This is a genomic window from Streptomyces sp. NBC_00385, assembly GCF_035917155.1.
Taxonomy (GTDB): Bacteria; Actinomycetota; Actinomycetes; order Streptomycetales; family Streptomycetaceae; genus Streptomyces; species Streptomyces poriferorum.
On sequence record NZ_CP107951.1, the window covers coordinates 8183776 to 8197671 of the forward strand.

A 13896-nucleotide genomic window follows, 5' to 3' on the forward strand; every position below is an offset into this window, starting at 1 on the left:
GCCGCATCCGCGGAGTCTCGTCCGCACACTCTCGTCCGCAGAGTCACACCCGCCCAGTCACCTCCGGCCCCGTTCGTCGTACTCCCGGGGGAGTACGGGTGATCACCACGCCCGGCGGACGCCGGGGCGCAGGCGCGCGGTCTAGCGTGGCCGGCATGGAAGAGCAGCGCGCACAGACAGGCGGCGGGCCCCCCGGGAGGCAAGGCGGGCCGCCGCGTCGACCGCCCTGGGCGCGCGGCGGGCCGGGCGAACGGACAACCGGCACCCCGGGCGGACGGACGACCCGCTCCCCGCGCGAACGGACAACCCGCTCCCCGGGTCCGTGGAACTTCTGGAGCAACGGAGAGCCACCGCGCTGGCTGACGGGCCCCCAGGGCCGGTCCGCCGGCCGGCTGCCCTGGGCGTCCACGATCCTGCTCGGCGTCTTCGTCATGGCCGGCTCGACGTTCGCGGCCCGCGGCCAACTGGACGACAAGGCCCCGCTCGACCTCTTCGCCCGGCTGCTCCTCCTCGCCGCGGTGGCGGTACTGCTGCTGCGCCACCGCCACCCCGTCGTGGCCGTCTTCGGGGCGTCGGCCGCGGCGACGGTCTATCTCGGCGCCGGCTACCCGTACGGCCCGGTCTTCCTGGCCGTCGCCGTGGGCTGCTTCAGCGCCGTTGTCGCCGGCCACCGGCGGGCCGCGTGGTCGGCGGTCGCCATGGTGTGGGTGGGGCACCTCGTCGTGGCGCACTGGCTCTACCGCTGGCTGCCTCCGGAGGACGACTCCGCGCCGCCCTGGGGGCAGGAGCTGGGCGTCGCCGCCTGGGTGGTGGCCATCGTCGCCGCCGCCGAGTTCGTCCGCGTACGCCGTGAGCAGTGGGCGGCGCAGCGGGCCGAGCGGGAGCGCGCGGCGAAGCGGCGGGCCGACGAGGAGCGGCTGCGGATGGCCCGGGAACTGCATGACGTCCTCGCGCACAGCATCTCCGTCATCAACGTCCAGGCGGGTGTCGGTCTCGCCCTGCTCGACACCGACCCCGAGCAGGCCCGCACCGCGCTCACCACCATCAAGGACGCCAGCAAGGAGGCGCTCGGCGAGGTGCGACAGGTCCTGGACACCCTCCGCACGCCCGGCGACGCGCCCAGGGCCCCCGCCCCAGGACTCGACCGGCTACCCGAACTGGTGGAACAGGCCGCGAGCGCCGGGCTGACCGTCACCGTCGGGACGGACGGTGAGCGCGGGGCCGTACCGCCCGGCGCGGACCTCGCCGCGTTCCGGATCGTGCAGGAGGCACTGACCAACGTGGTGCGGCACTCCGGTTCTCGTACCGCGGAGGTCCGGGTCGGCTATGGACCGGGCCGCATCACGCTCCGCGTCGACGACGAGGGTCCGGCCACCGGTACGGACGCCGGGGGCAGCGGCAACGGGCTGGCCGGAATGCGGGAGCGGGCTGCGGCCCTGGGTGGCACGATCGAGGCCGGAACCCGGCCCGACGGCGGCTTCCGGGTGCGGGCCGAACTCCTGCTGCCGGCCGGCGGGCCGGCGCACCAGAAGGAGACACCGTGATTCGCGTACTGCTCGCCGACGACCAGTTGCTGGTCCGGGCGGGATTCCGGGCCCTGCTGGACGCCCAGCCGGACATCGAGGTGGCGGGCGAGGCGGCCGACGGTGAGGAGGCCGTCCGCCTGGTGCGCGAACTGCGGCCGGACGCCGTGCTGATGGACATTCGGATGCCACGCCTCGACGGCCTCGCGGCGACCCGCGCCATCACCGGGGACCCCGGGTTCGACGCGGTGAAGGTGGTCATGCTCACCACCTTCGAACTCGACGAGTACGTCTTCGAGGCGATCCGCTCCGGAGCCTCGGGTTTCCTGGTCAAGGACACCGAACCGGAAGAGCTGCTGCGGGCGGTCCGGGCGGTGGTCGGCGGGGACGCGCTGCTGTCGCCGGGTGTCACACGCCGCCTGATCGCCGAGTTCGCGGCCCGTTCCAAGGAACCCGCCGCGGCGACCGCTCTGAACGAACTCACCGACCGGGAGCGGGAGGTGATGGCGTTGGTCGGCATCGGCCTGTCCAACGACGAGATCGCCCGCCGTCTCGTTGTCAGCCCGCTCACCGCCAAGACCCATGTCAGCCGGACCATGGTGAAGCTCGGCGCCCGTGACCGTGCCCAACTCGTCGTACTCGCCTACGAGTCGGGGCTGGTGCGCCCGGGCTGGCTCGGCTGATCCGGCAGCACCGGGACGCGCCCGCCGACCTCGCGCTCCGTGGCGCGGCGGCCGAACCGCCACAGCACGTCGACGACGCGTCCGACGAAGACCAGCCCCGCCACGACGGCCGCGGTCACGAGCAGCCCGGGGCCCACGCCGCCACCCGAGGCCATCAGGAGTGCGGGGGCGCAGACCACGACGAACGCGGCCCCCGCCAGCAGGGCTCCGGTCAGCACGGCGAAGCCGGTCTCGACGGTCACGGCGTCGCGTTCCGCCTGGCTTCGGTGTCCCATGCCCGAAGTGTCACAGGTGCGGACGCGGGCGGACAAGCCCGCCGCTGCGTGTCCCCGCCGGTTCAGGATCAGGTGACCGAGGAGTTGTCGCGCCACAGCCGGGCGAGGTCCGGGTCGCCCGTCACCGTGAGAGCGGTGAGCGGCCGCCGGTTCCAGAGGGTGAGGTAGAGCTCCTGGGCGGTGGCGCTCAACTCGCAGTCCGCGGGCGGCAGTACGCGCGACTCGTCCTCCTCGCGCACGGTGGCCGGTGGCTCGGTGGAGAGTCGTACGGTCCATACGGAGCCGGTGTCCGTCGCCCGTAGCCGCAGCGTGCGCGGGGTCTCGGTGCGCACCCTGCTCTTCGGACGGGCGTGGAAACCGCGCAGCAGCTCGTCGACGCCGTCGACCGCGTGGTCCGGCGCCACCGGGGAGAGGGGCCCGCCGCGTGCGGACTCGGCGTCCACCCGGTGGATCGCCGTCTCGTGGGCCTGCCGCCTCGCCCAGAAGGCGAGGGGTGACGGTGCGGCGAAGAAGGCCCAGCACTCCAGGTCCTGCGGCGCGCGCTCCAGCGCGTCCACCAGGGAGCGGTGCCCCGCACGGAACCGGTCGAGCAGCTCCGGGCCGTCCAGGTCGGGCTCCCCGGCATCGGGGACGTACGAGGTGTGGCCCTCGGTCACGAAGGCGGCCGCCCAGGTGTGCACCATCGTGGTGTGCCTGAGCAGGTCGCGCACCTGCCAGCCGGGACAGGTCGGCACCGCTGCGCCGGTACCCGCCTCCTGGGCCGCTTCCGCCAGCAACCGGCCCTCGGCGTCCAGGGATCGTATGTGCTCCGCGATCTTCATGGCAGGGATTGTGCCAGGGGCTCAGGTGCTCCGGGGACGGCCCTGGCGGGCCCGGCCGCGACCGCCGCGCAGCAGCCGTGTGAACCATCCCAGCGCCAGCGACTGCACCAGCACGGACACCACCAGCGCCAGGTAGAACAACCAGTCGGGCGCGGCCGAATCCGCGCCCAGCATCGCACCGCCGGCGAAGAAGACGAAGACGGTCGGCGCCGCCAGGAAGAAGAGCCACACGCCGGCGAACGACGCGTCCTCGTGGGTGACGAACAGCGTGTCCACCGTGACGAACACCGCGGTCGCCGCCACCACGCCCAGGTAGACCAGCGACGCGGCGTTGCCGAACGTGAGGCGTGCGAGCGTGTGGACGTGCTGCTTGGTCAGGACCGGCTTGTTCATGGCGTGCTCCCCGTCGATGGCTTCCGGCCTCACCCGCGACAGCCGGCGGGAGCGGTCGTTACCCCTCCATCCTGCGGCGGGAGAACCGTTCCTGCCTGAGTACGCCTACTCACTCGTGCGTGGCCGCGTTGCGTGCGGCGTAGCCCAGTGCCGCCGCCGCCAGGGCCAGCAGCGCCACCGTGGTCAGGGCCACGGGCAGCGAGAACCAGTCGGCCAGGAAGCCGATCGAGGGCGGCCCGAGCAGCATGCCGCCGTAGCCGAGCGTCGAGGCCGCGGCCACTCCGCCGGGGCCGGCCAGCTCGCCGGCCCTGCCGACCGCCACCGGGAAGATGTTCGCCAGGCCGAGTCCGGTGATGGCGAAGCCGAGCAGGGCGAGCCAGGCGTTCGGAGCGAGCGCGCCGACCACCATTCCGGCCGCCGCCGTGCCACCGCCCGCGACCAGCGTGCGGGTCTGCCCGAGACGTTCGAGCAGTGCCGTACCGGTGAGCCGGCCCGCGGTCATGGCGAGCGCGAAGAGCGAGTATCCGGCTGCCGCCACCCCGGGGTGGGCGTGCAGGTCCTGCTCCAGGTGGAGGGCGCCCCAGTCGGCCAGGGCGCCCTCGCCGTACGCGGTGCAGAGCGCGATCACGCCGAACAGGAGCACCGCCCGGCGCACCCGTCCGGTCGGACGGTGGCCGACCTCCTCGTCGTCGGCCGCCGCGGGGGCGGGCTTCAGCGAGGGGTACCGCATCAGGACCGGGCCCCAGTACGCGGTGACGAGCAGACCGATTCCGGTCAGGCAGAGCAGGTGCGCGGAGGGTGAGAGGCCTCCGGCGACCAGACCGCCCAGTCCGGCCCCGATCATGCCGCCGAGGCTGAAGGCGGCGTGGAAGCTGGGCATCACGGGGCGCCGCAGAGTGGCGACCAGGTCGACCGCGGCGCTGTTCATCGCCACGTTCATGCCGCCGTACGCGGCGCCGAACACCAGCAGGACCAGTCCGAGCGAGAGCGCCGAATGGGTCTGGGCCGGCAGGGCGATGCTGAGCGGCAGCAGGACGCCGCAGACCACGGCCACCGGGTGGCTGCCGAAACGGCGGCAGAGCCGGCCGGTGAGCATCATGGTGATCACGGCACCGGCGGATACGCCGAGAAGTGCGAGGCCGAGGGTGGAGGCCGAGGCGCCGGTCTGCTGCTTGATGGCCGGGATGCGGACCACCCAGCCGGCGAAGAGGAACCCGTCGAGGGCGAAGAACACGGTCAGCGCGGTACGGAGGCGTGTCGACGGAGGTGGGGCGGTGTTTCCGCCCGGTCCCCCCGGCAAGGCCGTCCGCAGTTTGTTTAGTTGCGGCACAAACTCAGCATAGGGGCCCGCGGACGGCGGGCGCAAGACGGTTGCCCACCGGGTCCGGGCGGCGTGCCGGGCGCGGCGGCTCCGGGCCGTGGAGCGGGGCGGCGCGGTGGAGAAGACGGGTGCCGCGGCGTCCGCGGCACCTCCGGATCATGGGAGACTCGCCCCCATGAACGGCAAGGTGACCACCACCCGGACGAAGTTGGAGAGGGGCCGCAGCGCGCTCGGACCCGCGCTGGAACTGGTCCACACCGGACGCGCGCCCACCCGAGCCGTCCTCACCTCCGAGCTGGGCGTCACCCGTGCCACCGCAGGTGCGGTCGCAGCGGAGCTGGAGGCGCTCGGCCTGATCCGGGTCGACTCCAGCCCCGGCTCGGCCGCGGGCTCGCAGGGCCGGCCCTCGCACCGGCTGGCCGTGCGCGAGTCGGGGCCGGTGGCCCTCGCCGCCCAGGTGCACTCGGACGGATTCCGGGCCGCGCTGGTCGGGCTCGGCGGCCGGCTCGTCGCGACCGCGCCCGGCTGCGTCACCATCACCGCCGATCCCGCCCAGGTCATCGGCGAAGTCGTGGACGACTGCGCACGGTTGCTGCGCGACAGTGGCCTGCGATGCGTCGGGGCGGGCCTCGCGGTGCCGTCCGCCGTCGCCGAGCCGGAGGGCACCGCCCTCAACCCGCTCCACATCGCCTGGCCCGCCGGTGCCCCGGTCCGCGAGATCTTCGCCACATGCGTCCGCGAAGCGGGCATCACCGGACCGGCGTTCACCGGCAACGACGTCAACCTCGCGGCGCTCGCCGAGCACCGACACGGAGCCGGACGCGGGGCCCAGCATCTGCTGTGTGTCGCCACCGGCCACCGCGGGGTCGGCGGTGCGCTCGTCCTGGACGGCCGCCTGCACACCGGAAGTTCGGGGCTCGCCCTGGAGGTGGGCCATCTCACCGTCAACCCCGAGGGCCGCCCCTGCCACTGCGGCGGCCGCGGCTGCCTCGACGTCGAGACCGACCCGCTCGCCTTCCTCACCGCGGCCGGCCGCGCACCCGGCCCCGAGGAGTCGCTGCTCAAGCAGTCCGGGGACCTGCTGCGCAACGAGTACGGGGACACGGCGGTACGCAACGCCGCGGAGGAACTGATCGACCGCCTGGGCCTCGGGCTCGCCGGACTCGTCAACATCCTCAACCCGGACCGCATCATCCTCGGCGGTCTGCACCGCGCCCTGCTGGACGCCGACCCGGAACGGCTGCGCGCGGTGGTCGCCGACCGCAGCCTGTGGGGACGCAGCGGCAGTGTGCCGATCCTGCCCTGCACCCTCGACCACAACAGCCTGGTCGGCGCGGCGGAGCTGGCCTGGCAGCCGGTGCTGGACGACCCGCTGGGCGCGCTCGCCTGAGGGCGGGACGGGCCGAGGGCCGCCGCGGGCCCGCGCCCTCAGGTGGCCTTTGCCGGCGCCTCGAACGCGAACGCCCGGGCCGGGTTGGCGACCAGCATGTCCGCCACGGTCCCGGCTCCCAGCACCTCGGTCAGCCGGGGGCGCAGCCGCCGCAGCAGATGCGGCATGCCCGGGGTCTCCGGCACGGTGGTGTCGCCGCCCAGCAGCAACTGCCCGCCGAACCCGGCCCCGGCGAGCGCCGCGAGCTCCTCGGGCAGCCGCCAGTCCGTCGCGTGATGGGCCCGCGACGGGCCGTCGAACGCGAGGAACGCCCCGGCCCGCGCCACCTCCCGCTGCGCCGCGCCGTCGGGCGACCGCCCGAGGTGGCCGAGGATCACGCGGTGCGGCGGGACGCCCAACGCACCGCACAGCAGGTCGAGTACGTCCGGCGCGGCCGTTCCCAGCTCCAGATGGACGGCGATCGGCGCGCCCGTACGGTGATGTGCCTCGGCGGCCGCCGTCATGGTGAGCCGGGCGTGGGCGTCGACCGTGTGGAAGGCGCCGGCGACCTTGATCAGACCCGCCCGCACCGATGTCGTGCCGATCCCGTCGGTCAGCTCCGAGACGAACAGCGTCGCGAGATCGTCCCGGACCCGGCCGAGCAGCGCGGCCGGGTAGTGCACGGCCTGGTGCAGACCCGTCGCCGCCACCACATGGGTGCCCGTCGAACGGGACAGCTGCGCCAGCACGTCGGCCCGGCGCCCCATGCCGTACGGCGTCCACTGCACCACGGACCGCCCGCCGAACCCGGCGAAGGCCCGCAGCCGGTCGGCCGCCGCCGCGGGGTCGTCGAGTTCCTGGCCCGGCAGCACGGGGCTGCGCAGGAAGAGATGGTCGTGAGCGTCGCACACGCCGAGTTCGCCGGCGGGGATGTCGCCGAGGACGGTGCGGACGGCGGCTACCACTGGCGTCCCGTCCCGAGCCGTTCGCGCTCCGGCCCGCTGAGATGGAGCACCTCGTAGCGGTCGCCGGCCTCCTGCGGCGCGGGGTGCTCCCAGAGCGTGAAGTGGAGCAGCTCCCAGTGACGGGGGTCGGCTGCCAGCGCCGTGGCGACCGCGCCGGGCGCCTTCGCGAGCCGCCGGCTCTCCTCAAGGGCGGCGCCGACCGCGTCCGCCGGGGCGGCCGACGGTGGCATCGGCGAGCGGAGCCGGGTGGCCGAACGGGGGAGCGCGGCCGATGCCGGGCCCTCCTCGTACGACAGGCCCGTCCAGTGCTGAACCTCGGGGCGCCCGAAGTCCTGCACGATGCCCTGGAACCCGGGCCCCCAGAGGAAGGAGTTCATGCCTTCGGGCGTGGTCCAGAGGTAGAGCGGCGCGTACTGGCTGACGAGGGAGTCCTCGCCGCGCTCCCGCATCAGGTACGCCTTGATGCCGAGCCCGGGGAAGTCGTCCAGGAGGTGGCCCCGCGTCGCCACCCGGTCGCGGATGAGGCCCATGTCGTAATCGGCGGGCAGAGTGATCTCGTACTGCATCGCATGCATCGGGCGCTCCTCAGACTGCCGGGTACTCGGGGACGCCGGGATCGGTGTGCCAGTGGATGGTGGAGCCGTCCTCGGCCGCCTCGACGAGGGCGAGATGGGTCATGAAGGTGCGTGGCGCGGCCCCGTGCCAGTGCCACTCGTCCGGTTCGATCCACACCGTGTCGCCCGCCCGGATCGCCTCCACCGGACCGCCCCGGTGCTGCACCAGGCCTTCGCCCTCGGTGACGTGGAGGACCTGGCCGTGCGGATGGGTGTGCCAGCCGGTGTGTCCGCCCGGCGCGAAGTGCACGCTGAACAGCCGCAGCCGGGACGGTGGTCCGGGAGCGGCGATCTCGTCGATCCAGACGGATCCGTTGAACTGCCCGGCCGGCCCGGACTGTGTGCCGGGCCGGTTCCTGGTGATGCGCATGGGTGAGGTGCTCCTCGGAGGTGGGTAGCGTGCGACGGGGCGTCAGGTGGCGTCCGTACGAGGGGCGAGCAGCGACAGCAGCCCTCGGGCGGCCGCGTCGAAGGCCTCCGTCGAGCCGGAGGCGCGGGCCAGCACATAGCCGCCCTGCACGGTCGCGACGATCGACGCCGCGATGTCCCCGGGCACCAGGCGGCGGTCGAACTCGCCGCGGTCCAGGCCCTCCTGGACGATCTCGGTGAGCCGGCCACGGAGCCAGGCGATCGTCTCGTCCACGGGCGCCCGCAACTCGTCGCTCGCGATGACCTCCGGGTCCATCGTCAGCCGCCCGACCGGGCAGCCGCGCAGCACATCGCGCTCACGCAGCAGATAGCCCGAGATCCGCTCGTATGCCGACCCGGGTGCGTCGAGCACCCGGCCCGCGGTCCCGCGCAGCTCCTGCGCCGTGCGGCGGATGGCCGCCAGTGCCAGATCCGGCTTGCCGGCGAAGTGGTGGTACATGCTGCCCTGGCCCGCGCCCGCGTGTTGCTGGATGGCCTTCGGGCTGGTGCCCACATAGCCGCGCTCCCACAGGAGCTCCCTGGTGGCTTCGATCAGACGGTCCGAAGTGCTCATGAACCCACTGTACATACCAGTAGGTACAGAATCCAGGTCCGGTGCCCGGCCCGCCGGGAGCAGCCGCAGGACCGCCGTCTACTCCCGGCGGGGTACGCGCACTGCCGCTGGCCGTACGACGACGCGGACCCCCCTGCGGAGACAGGCTCGGTGGTGACGGAAAGCGTGCATCCGAACCGTGAACCGAGGAGCTGACCGAGATGAACACCCTGGCCTTCGACGGCGGACCCGGACCGTGGGTCCTCCTGTTCCAGCTCGTCTGGGCAGCCGTCGTCATCACCGTCGTCACCGTTCTGCGGCGCACCGTATGGCGCGGCCGGCGGGGCCCCTGGCAGGTCCGCGCGGAGCGGAACGGCCCCGCAGAGACCTCACCGATCACCCTGCTCGGCCGGCGCTTCGCCGCCGGGGAGATCGACGAGGACGAGTACTGGCGCCGCCTCTCCGTCCTCGACGAGCAGTTCGGCACCCTCGGCAAGGGCGGTGCGGCGTGAGCACCGCCGCTCCCGCCACCGTCACCACGAACGCCGCCCGTGTCGTCGACGCGGTGAAGGTCTACGGCACGGGCGACACCCAGGTCAGGGCCCCGGACGGGGTGAGCGTCGGCTTCCCGGCCGGCCGTTTCACCGTGATCATGGGGCCCTCCGGGTCCGGCGAGTCCACGCTGATGCACTGCGCCGCCGGACTCGACTCCCTCACCTCCGGCACGGCCTTCATCGGCGACACCGACCTCGGCGCGCTCGACGACCGCAGGCTCACCCTGCTGCGCTGGCGCCGCATCGGCTTCGTCTTCCAGGCCTTCAACCTCCTGCCGACGCTCACCGTCGCCGAGAACATCACGCTCCCCATGGACCTGGCGGGGAACGCCCCGACCGGGCCCGGCTGGACGCGATCATCGACACCGTCGGACTGCGCGGCCGGCTGCACCACCGGCCCGGCGAACTCTCCGGCGGCCGACAACAGCGCGTCGCCGTCGCCCGGGCCTTCGCAGGGGACCCCGACGTGGTCTTCGCCGACGAACCCACCGGCAACCTCGACTCGCGCGCCGGCCAGGAGGTGCTCCGGCTGCTCGGCCGCACCGTCCGTCACCGACTGGCGGGCGACTACGTCATCACCCGGCAGGCCTGGGCCCCGCACCGCGGCCAGGACTCCGACTCGCTGGTCGCCGTGTCCTTCAAGGACGGGGTGTCAACGGCGGACGGCAGGGCCGCGGTCGAGAAGGCCGCCGCCGCGTACGGGAACCCGGAGGTGCAGTCGCGCGGCGAGTACGCGCAGTCCTCGGCCGGCGGCATCGACATGATGCTCACCCCGGTCTACGCACGGCTGGCACTGGCGGTCCTGATCGCCCTGCTCGGCATCGCGAACACCCTCACCCTGGTCATCCACGAACGCACCAGGGAACTGGGCCTGTTGCGGGCCGTCGGACAGACCAGGAAGCAGGTGCGGGCCATGGTCCGCTGAATGGTCCGCTGGGAATCCGTCCTGGTCGCCGCCTTCGGCACGGCAGGCGGTCTCCTGCTGGGCGGCTTCCTCGGCTGGGTGCTGGTCAAGGCGTCCGAAGGCGCGGGCGGCACCGCGTTCGCCTTCGCCCTCGTGGGCATCACGGCGGGTGTCCTGGCCGGCTGGCGGCCGGCCGGGCGGGCGGCTCGGCTGGATGTGCTCCGCGCCATCGCCACCGACTAGGCACAGGTGAACGGCAGGAGCGGGGCGCCCCGAGAGGCGCCCCGCTCCTGCGGCGTCAGCCGACGACCACCGATCGTGCCGCCGAGGGCGTTACGCCCTCCGGCGCGCTGACACCGCTCAGGTCGAACGGCCCGTCGGTCGTCGCCCCGTACAGGGCGTGCCGTGGCTGCGTGGCGAACAGGGAGGGGGTGGGGAGGGTGAACCAGACCACCTTTCCCGCACCGCCCCGGGGACGGACGCCCCAGCTCTCGCTGACCGCGGCAATCAGTGCGAGTCCGCGCCCCGACGTACTGGAGTCGCAGGCCTCGCGCACGGTCGGCAGCCGTGGGTCGTGGTCGTGGACGGACACCGTCAGCCGTTCGAGCAGCAACTCGACCTCGACGGTGCATGATTTGTCCGGCTGTGCATGCCGGTGGACATTGGTCAGCAGTTCAGTGACGCCGAGTGCTGCCTGGTCGACCAGAGGATCGAGATGCCAGTAGCGCAACTGCGCCGAGATGATTCTGCGGACCTGACCGATCCGCGACGGCAGGGCCTGGAGCTCCACCGTGCAGTGCCTGCTTGGCTCGCTGATCACGGCTGCGACTCCCCGAAGTAGGTCCGGAAGAAGACGAAGGAACGGATCCAGCAGATGGCTGGCTGCTGGTTCTGGTCCGGCGGCCTGGATCACATTGTCACCGCCGGTGAACCATGAGTGATGTGTCTCCAATGTCACCCAGCGGCCACGGCTCCGCAACTCGCGGTGTCCTCGCGGCCCCGTTCCGTCAGCCCCGCCGTCCGCCCGCCCGGTGTACGGCCTCCAGGAAACGGCGGGCGGGCGCGGCGTCGTCGGGCTTGTCGGGGCGCCGCCGCATGGTCAGCCGGTACCGCGTCCCGTTCACCCGCGCCACCGTGGCGTCCGCCCCGGCGAACCACGGTCTGCCCGCGCTCACCGTGCCCACCGGCGCACTGTCGATCTCCCGGCCGTAGCTGGTGAGCAGCGCCACCCGGCCGTCCTTGACGGTGACCTGTCCCGCCCGGGTGAGCGAGCGCGCCCACCGGTCGATACGCACGCCCGTCTCACTGAACTCCGTTTCGCGCACGGCCCCTTCGCCCCCTTCATCGCACCCCTGCAAGGAGTGTGCACATCCGGGGGCGTGTGCACCAGGGCGGAACGGGACGCAAAGGCCCATTCCCGACGCGTTGGCCCGCCGGGGACCGCCCGCGTCGCCAAGGCAGTGCTATGGAGTATCAAAGTCAACGTTTGCCCAGGTGGGGGGCATATCGTGGGGATCGCCGGGACCGGTCGTACGAGGAGAAGCGCACTGATGGGCACGAGTGAGCACAGAGACGACGCGGACGCTGTGGCGACCGTGGACATCGACCGCACCGACCTGGCGTACCGCGCCTGGCTCAAGGAGGCCGTCCGCAAGGTCCAGGCCGACGCCAACCGCTCCGCCGACACCCATCTGCTGCGCTTTCCGCTTCCCGAGAGCTGGGGCATCGACCTCTACCTCAAGGACGAGTCGACCCACCCCACCGGCAGCCTCAAGCACCGGCTGGCCCGGTCGCTGTTCCTCTACGGGCTCTGCAACGGCTGGATCCGCCCCGGCAAGCCCGTGATCGAGGCGTCGAGCGGTTCGACCGCCGTCTCGGAGGCGTACTTCGCCAAGCTGATCGGCGTCCCGTTCATCGCCGTGATGCCCCGCACCACCAGCCCCGAGAAGTGCCGGCTCATCGAATTCCACGGCGGCCGCTGCCACTTCGTGGACGACTCGCGCAAGCTCTACGAGGAGTCTGCCGGGCTCGCCGAGGAGACCGGCGGTCACTACATGGACCAGTTCACCTACGCCGAGCGGGCCACGGACTGGCGGGGCAACAACAACATCGCGGAGTCCATCTACCAGCAGCTGAGGATGGAGCGGTACCCCGAGCCCGCCTGGATCGTCGCCACGGCGGGCACGGGCGGCACCTCCGCGACCATCGCGCGGTACGTGCACTACATGCAGCACGACACCCGGATCTGCGTCCCCGATCCGGAGAACTCCTGCTTCTTCGACGGCTGGACGCACCACGACCCGCACGCCACCAGCGACTGCGGCTCCCGCATCGAGGGGATCGGCAGACCGCGGATGGAGCCGAGCTTCGTCCCGGGCGCCATCGACCGCATGATGAAGGTCCCGGACGCGGCCACCGTCGCGGCCGTGCGCGCCCTGGAGCGGTCCATCGGTCGCAAGGCGGGCGGCTCCACCGGTACCGGTCTGTGGAGCGCCTTCAAGCTGGTCGCCGAGATGGTCGCGCAGGGCAGGACCGGCAGCATCGTCACCCTGATCTGCGACCCCGGCGACCGCTACCTAGACAAGTACTACTCCGACACCTGGCTGGCCGCCCAGGGCCTGGACATCGCCCCGTACACGCGGACGATCGACCACTTCCTGGCCACCGGCGACTGGCCGCGACAGGAGGAGGATCCGGCCCGCACCGCACCCGGTCGGCAACCCTAAGGGCTGTCCCGCAATTCCTGGCGGGCGCACGACGACAGCTACGGCACCTCTCCCCCGTAGCCTCAACGGCACGGGGGGACCCCCTCCGTTGTCGAAACGCCCGAATACATCCAGTATGCGGGCGCCTCTCCGCCTTGCGATGCACCGCATCTGACGCCGCGCGCTGATCCACCAGGAATTGCGGGACAGCCCTTAGGCGGCAGCCGCCGAGAGCCGCCGGTCCAGGTTGCGCACCGCGTCCCGGAACGACCTGCCGACCGCACCCCGCGCCCGCCGCAACGTGAACCGGAACAGCGCCGAACCGTCGGCGGCGAAGGTCCACTGAACTCGGGTGCCGGTCCCGGCCGGGGTCAGCCGCCACTCCTCCAACAGGGCTTGCAGGCCTGGGGCGTTGGACTGGTCGATCCGGTAGGCGTACCGCTCACCCGGGTCGGTCGCCACGACCGTCTCCCGGAACGCGATCCCGCCCCGCAACCGCACCTCGCGGCCCGCCCCGCCGTCGAGCGGCAGCGCCGCGGTGACCTGGGTGAACCAGCAGGGCCAGCCCTCGACGTCGTCGGCCAGTGCCCGGTACACGGCATCGGGCGGTGCGGACACCTCGGCTGCGAAGACCAGTCTGACCGGAGCGGACTCCACGAAGTCGAGGTCCACGGAGCGGAGTCGGCGTGCCATGGAACGCACCTCCCGTGCGATCGGCGGCGGATGGAGCCGCGCACACCCTAACCGGCAGACCGCCAGAAGTCGCCAGGTGCAACGGAACCGGATCGGGCCGTGGCACGAGGACGAG

16 protein-coding genes and 2 pseudogenes are annotated in these 13896 nt (G+C 72.8%); 7 read left to right on the top strand and 11 right to left on the bottom strand.

What is annotated here, in order from left to right:
* Nucleotides 1–155: 155 nt before the first annotated feature.
* Together OG959_RS36170 and OG959_RS36175 are read left to right on the top strand one after the other, a co-directional pair.
* A complete protein-coding gene (locus tag OG959_RS36170; protein ID WP_326665360.1) occupies nucleotides 156–1544 on the top strand; it encodes a sensor histidine kinase in 1389 nt (462 codons plus the stop codon).
* A complete protein-coding gene (locus OG959_RS36175; protein WP_326665362.1) occupies nucleotides 1541–2206 on the top strand; it encodes a response regulator transcription factor in 666 nt (221 codons plus the stop codon). Before OG959_RS36170 ends, OG959_RS36175 begins: the two co-directional genes overlap by 4 nt.
* Here the strand turns inward: OG959_RS36175 and OG959_RS36180 are convergent.
* From OG959_RS36180 to OG959_RS36195, 4 genes are all read right to left on the bottom strand, one after another.
* Nucleotides 2167–2481 carry a DUF6332 family protein gene (locus tag OG959_RS36180; RefSeq protein WP_326665364.1) on the bottom strand — a complete coding sequence of 105 codons (315 nt, stop codon included), beginning with the start codon at nucleotides 2479–2481 and terminating at the stop codon, nucleotides 2167–2169. The genes OG959_RS36175 and OG959_RS36180 overlap by 40 nt on opposite strands.
* 68 nt (nucleotides 2482–2549) lie before the next feature.
* A complete protein-coding gene (locus OG959_RS36185) occupies nucleotides 2550–3302 on the bottom strand; it encodes a maleylpyruvate isomerase family mycothiol-dependent enzyme (RefSeq protein ID WP_326665366.1) in 753 nt (250 codons plus the stop codon).
* Nucleotides 3303–3323: 21 nt separating this feature from the next.
* On the bottom strand, nucleotides 3324–3695 hold the full coding sequence (locus tag OG959_RS36190) for an SCO4225 family membrane protein (RefSeq protein ID WP_326665368.1): 372 nt from the start codon (nucleotides 3693–3695) through the stop codon (nucleotides 3324–3326).
* 109 nt (nucleotides 3696–3804) lie between these two features.
* Nucleotides 3805–5025 (bottom strand): MFS transporter, encoded by a 1221-nt coding sequence (locus OG959_RS36195; RefSeq protein WP_326665370.1) that lies wholly within the window; start codon nucleotides 5023–5025, stop codon nucleotides 3805–3807.
* Nucleotides 5026–5191: 166 nt separating this feature from the next.
* Here OG959_RS36195 and OG959_RS36200 point away from each other — a divergent pair, with 166 nt between their 5' ends.
* Entirely contained in the window at nucleotides 5192–6406 is a 1215-nt protein-coding gene (locus OG959_RS36200; protein ID WP_326665372.1) for an ROK family protein, read from the top strand.
* Nucleotides 6407–6444: 38 nt separating this feature from the next.
* Here the strand turns inward: OG959_RS36200 and OG959_RS36205 are convergent, their stop codons facing one another.
* From OG959_RS36205 to OG959_RS36220, 4 genes are read right to left on the bottom strand one after another with little or no spacing between them, the layout of a single operon-like run.
* Nucleotides 6445–7350: a phosphotriesterase family protein gene (locus OG959_RS36205; RefSeq protein WP_326665374.1), complete on the bottom strand. Its 906-nt coding sequence runs from the start codon at nucleotides 7348–7350 to the stop codon at nucleotides 6445–6447.
* Entirely contained in the window at nucleotides 7344–7925 is a 582-nt protein-coding gene (locus OG959_RS36210; protein ID WP_326665376.1) for a DUF4865 family protein, read from the bottom strand. The genes OG959_RS36205 and OG959_RS36210 overlap by 7 nt, the downstream gene beginning before the upstream one ends.
* Nucleotides 7926–7935: 10 nt before the next feature.
* Entirely contained in the window at nucleotides 7936–8334 is a 399-nt protein-coding gene (locus OG959_RS36215) for a (R)-mandelonitrile lyase (protein ID WP_326665377.1), read from the bottom strand.
* A 42-nt stretch (nucleotides 8335–8376) separates the two neighbouring features.
* Nucleotides 8377–8946, bottom strand: a complete 570-nt coding sequence (locus OG959_RS36220) for a TetR/AcrR family transcriptional regulator (RefSeq protein ID WP_326665378.1) — start codon at nucleotides 8944–8946, stop codon at nucleotides 8377–8379.
* 200 nt (nucleotides 8947–9146) lie between these two features.
* On the opposite strand from OG959_RS36220, the gene OG959_RS36225 reads away from it, so the two are divergent.
* The 3 genes and pseudogenes from OG959_RS36225 to OG959_RS36235 all read left to right on the top strand — a co-directional run.
* Nucleotides 9147–9437 carry an SHOCT domain-containing protein gene (locus OG959_RS36225; RefSeq protein ID WP_326665380.1) on the top strand — a complete coding sequence of 97 codons (291 nt, stop codon included), beginning with the start codon at nucleotides 9147–9149 and terminating at the stop codon, nucleotides 9435–9437.
* A pseudogene (locus OG959_RS36230) lies at nucleotides 9434–10033 on the top strand (ABC transporter ATP-binding protein); the annotation flags it as partial. The gene OG959_RS36225 and the pseudogene OG959_RS36230, both read left to right, overlap by 4 nt.
* Nucleotides 10027–10626 (top strand): annotated as a pseudogene (locus OG959_RS36235) (FtsX-like permease family protein); the annotation flags it as partial. The pseudogenes OG959_RS36230 and OG959_RS36235, both read left to right, overlap by 7 nt.
* Before the next feature lie 55 nt (nucleotides 10627–10681).
* On the opposite strand, the gene OG959_RS36240 reads toward OG959_RS36235, so the two are convergent.
* Both OG959_RS36240 and OG959_RS36245 read right to left on the bottom strand, forming a co-directional pair.
* Nucleotides 10682–11203, bottom strand: coding sequence for an ATP-binding protein (locus OG959_RS36240; RefSeq protein ID WP_326665382.1), 522 nt, complete (start codon nucleotides 11201–11203; stop codon nucleotides 10682–10684).
* Between the two features lie 187 nt (nucleotides 11204–11390).
* Nucleotides 11391–11708 (bottom strand): hypothetical protein, encoded by a 318-nt coding sequence (locus OG959_RS36245; RefSeq protein WP_326665384.1) that lies wholly within the window; start codon nucleotides 11706–11708, stop codon nucleotides 11391–11393.
* A gap of 225 nt (nucleotides 11709–11933) precedes the next feature.
* Between OG959_RS36245 and OG959_RS36250 the strand changes: the two genes are divergently transcribed.
* Nucleotides 11934–13109: a PLP-dependent cysteine synthase family protein gene (locus tag OG959_RS36250; protein WP_326665386.1), complete on the top strand. Its 1176-nt coding sequence runs from the start codon at nucleotides 11934–11936 to the stop codon at nucleotides 13107–13109.
* A gap of 192 nt (nucleotides 13110–13301) precedes the next feature.
* Here OG959_RS36250 and OG959_RS36255 read toward each other — a convergent pair whose 3' ends face one another.
* Nucleotides 13302–13781, bottom strand: a complete 480-nt coding sequence (locus tag OG959_RS36255) for an SRPBCC family protein (protein WP_326665387.1) — start codon at nucleotides 13779–13781, stop codon at nucleotides 13302–13304.
* Between the last annotated feature and the right edge of the window lie 115 nt (nucleotides 13782–13896).

Coding starts and splice junctions, on each gene's coding strand:
- OG959_RS36190 (WP_326665368.1), bottom strand. CDS start 3,695: ATGAACAAGCCGGTCCTGACCAAGCAGCACGTCCACACGCTCGCACGC.
- OG959_RS36250 (WP_326665386.1), top strand. CDS start 11,934: ATGGGCACGAGTGAGCACAGAGACGACGCGGACGCTGTGGCGACCGTG.
- OG959_RS36185 (WP_326665366.1), bottom strand. CDS start 3,302: ATGAAGATCGCGGAGCACATACGATCCCTGGACGCCGAGGGCCGGTTG.
- OG959_RS36210 (WP_326665376.1), bottom strand. CDS start 7,925: ATGCATGCGATGCAGTACGAGATCACTCTGCCCGCCGATTACGACATG.
- OG959_RS36200 (WP_326665372.1), top strand. CDS start 5,192: ATGAACGGCAAGGTGACCACCACCCGGACGAAGTTGGAGAGGGGCCGC.
- OG959_RS36220 (WP_326665378.1), bottom strand. CDS start 8,946: ATGAGCACTTCGGACCGTCTGATCGAAGCCACCAGGGAGCTCCTGTGG.
- OG959_RS36215 (WP_326665377.1), bottom strand. CDS start 8,334: ATGCGCATCACCAGGAACCGGCCCGGCACACAGTCCGGGCCGGCCGGG.
- OG959_RS36170 (WP_326665360.1), top strand. CDS start 156: ATGGAAGAGCAGCGCGCACAGACAGGCGGCGGGCCCCCCGGGAGGCAA.
- OG959_RS36255 (WP_326665387.1), bottom strand. CDS start 13,781: ATGGCACGCCGACTCCGCTCCGTGGACCTCGACTTCGTGGAGTCCGCT.
- OG959_RS36180 (WP_326665364.1), bottom strand. CDS start 2,481: ATGGGACACCGAAGCCAGGCGGAACGCGACGCCGTGACCGTCGAGACC.
- OG959_RS36225 (WP_326665380.1), top strand. CDS start 9,147: ATGAACACCCTGGCCTTCGACGGCGGACCCGGACCGTGGGTCCTCCTG.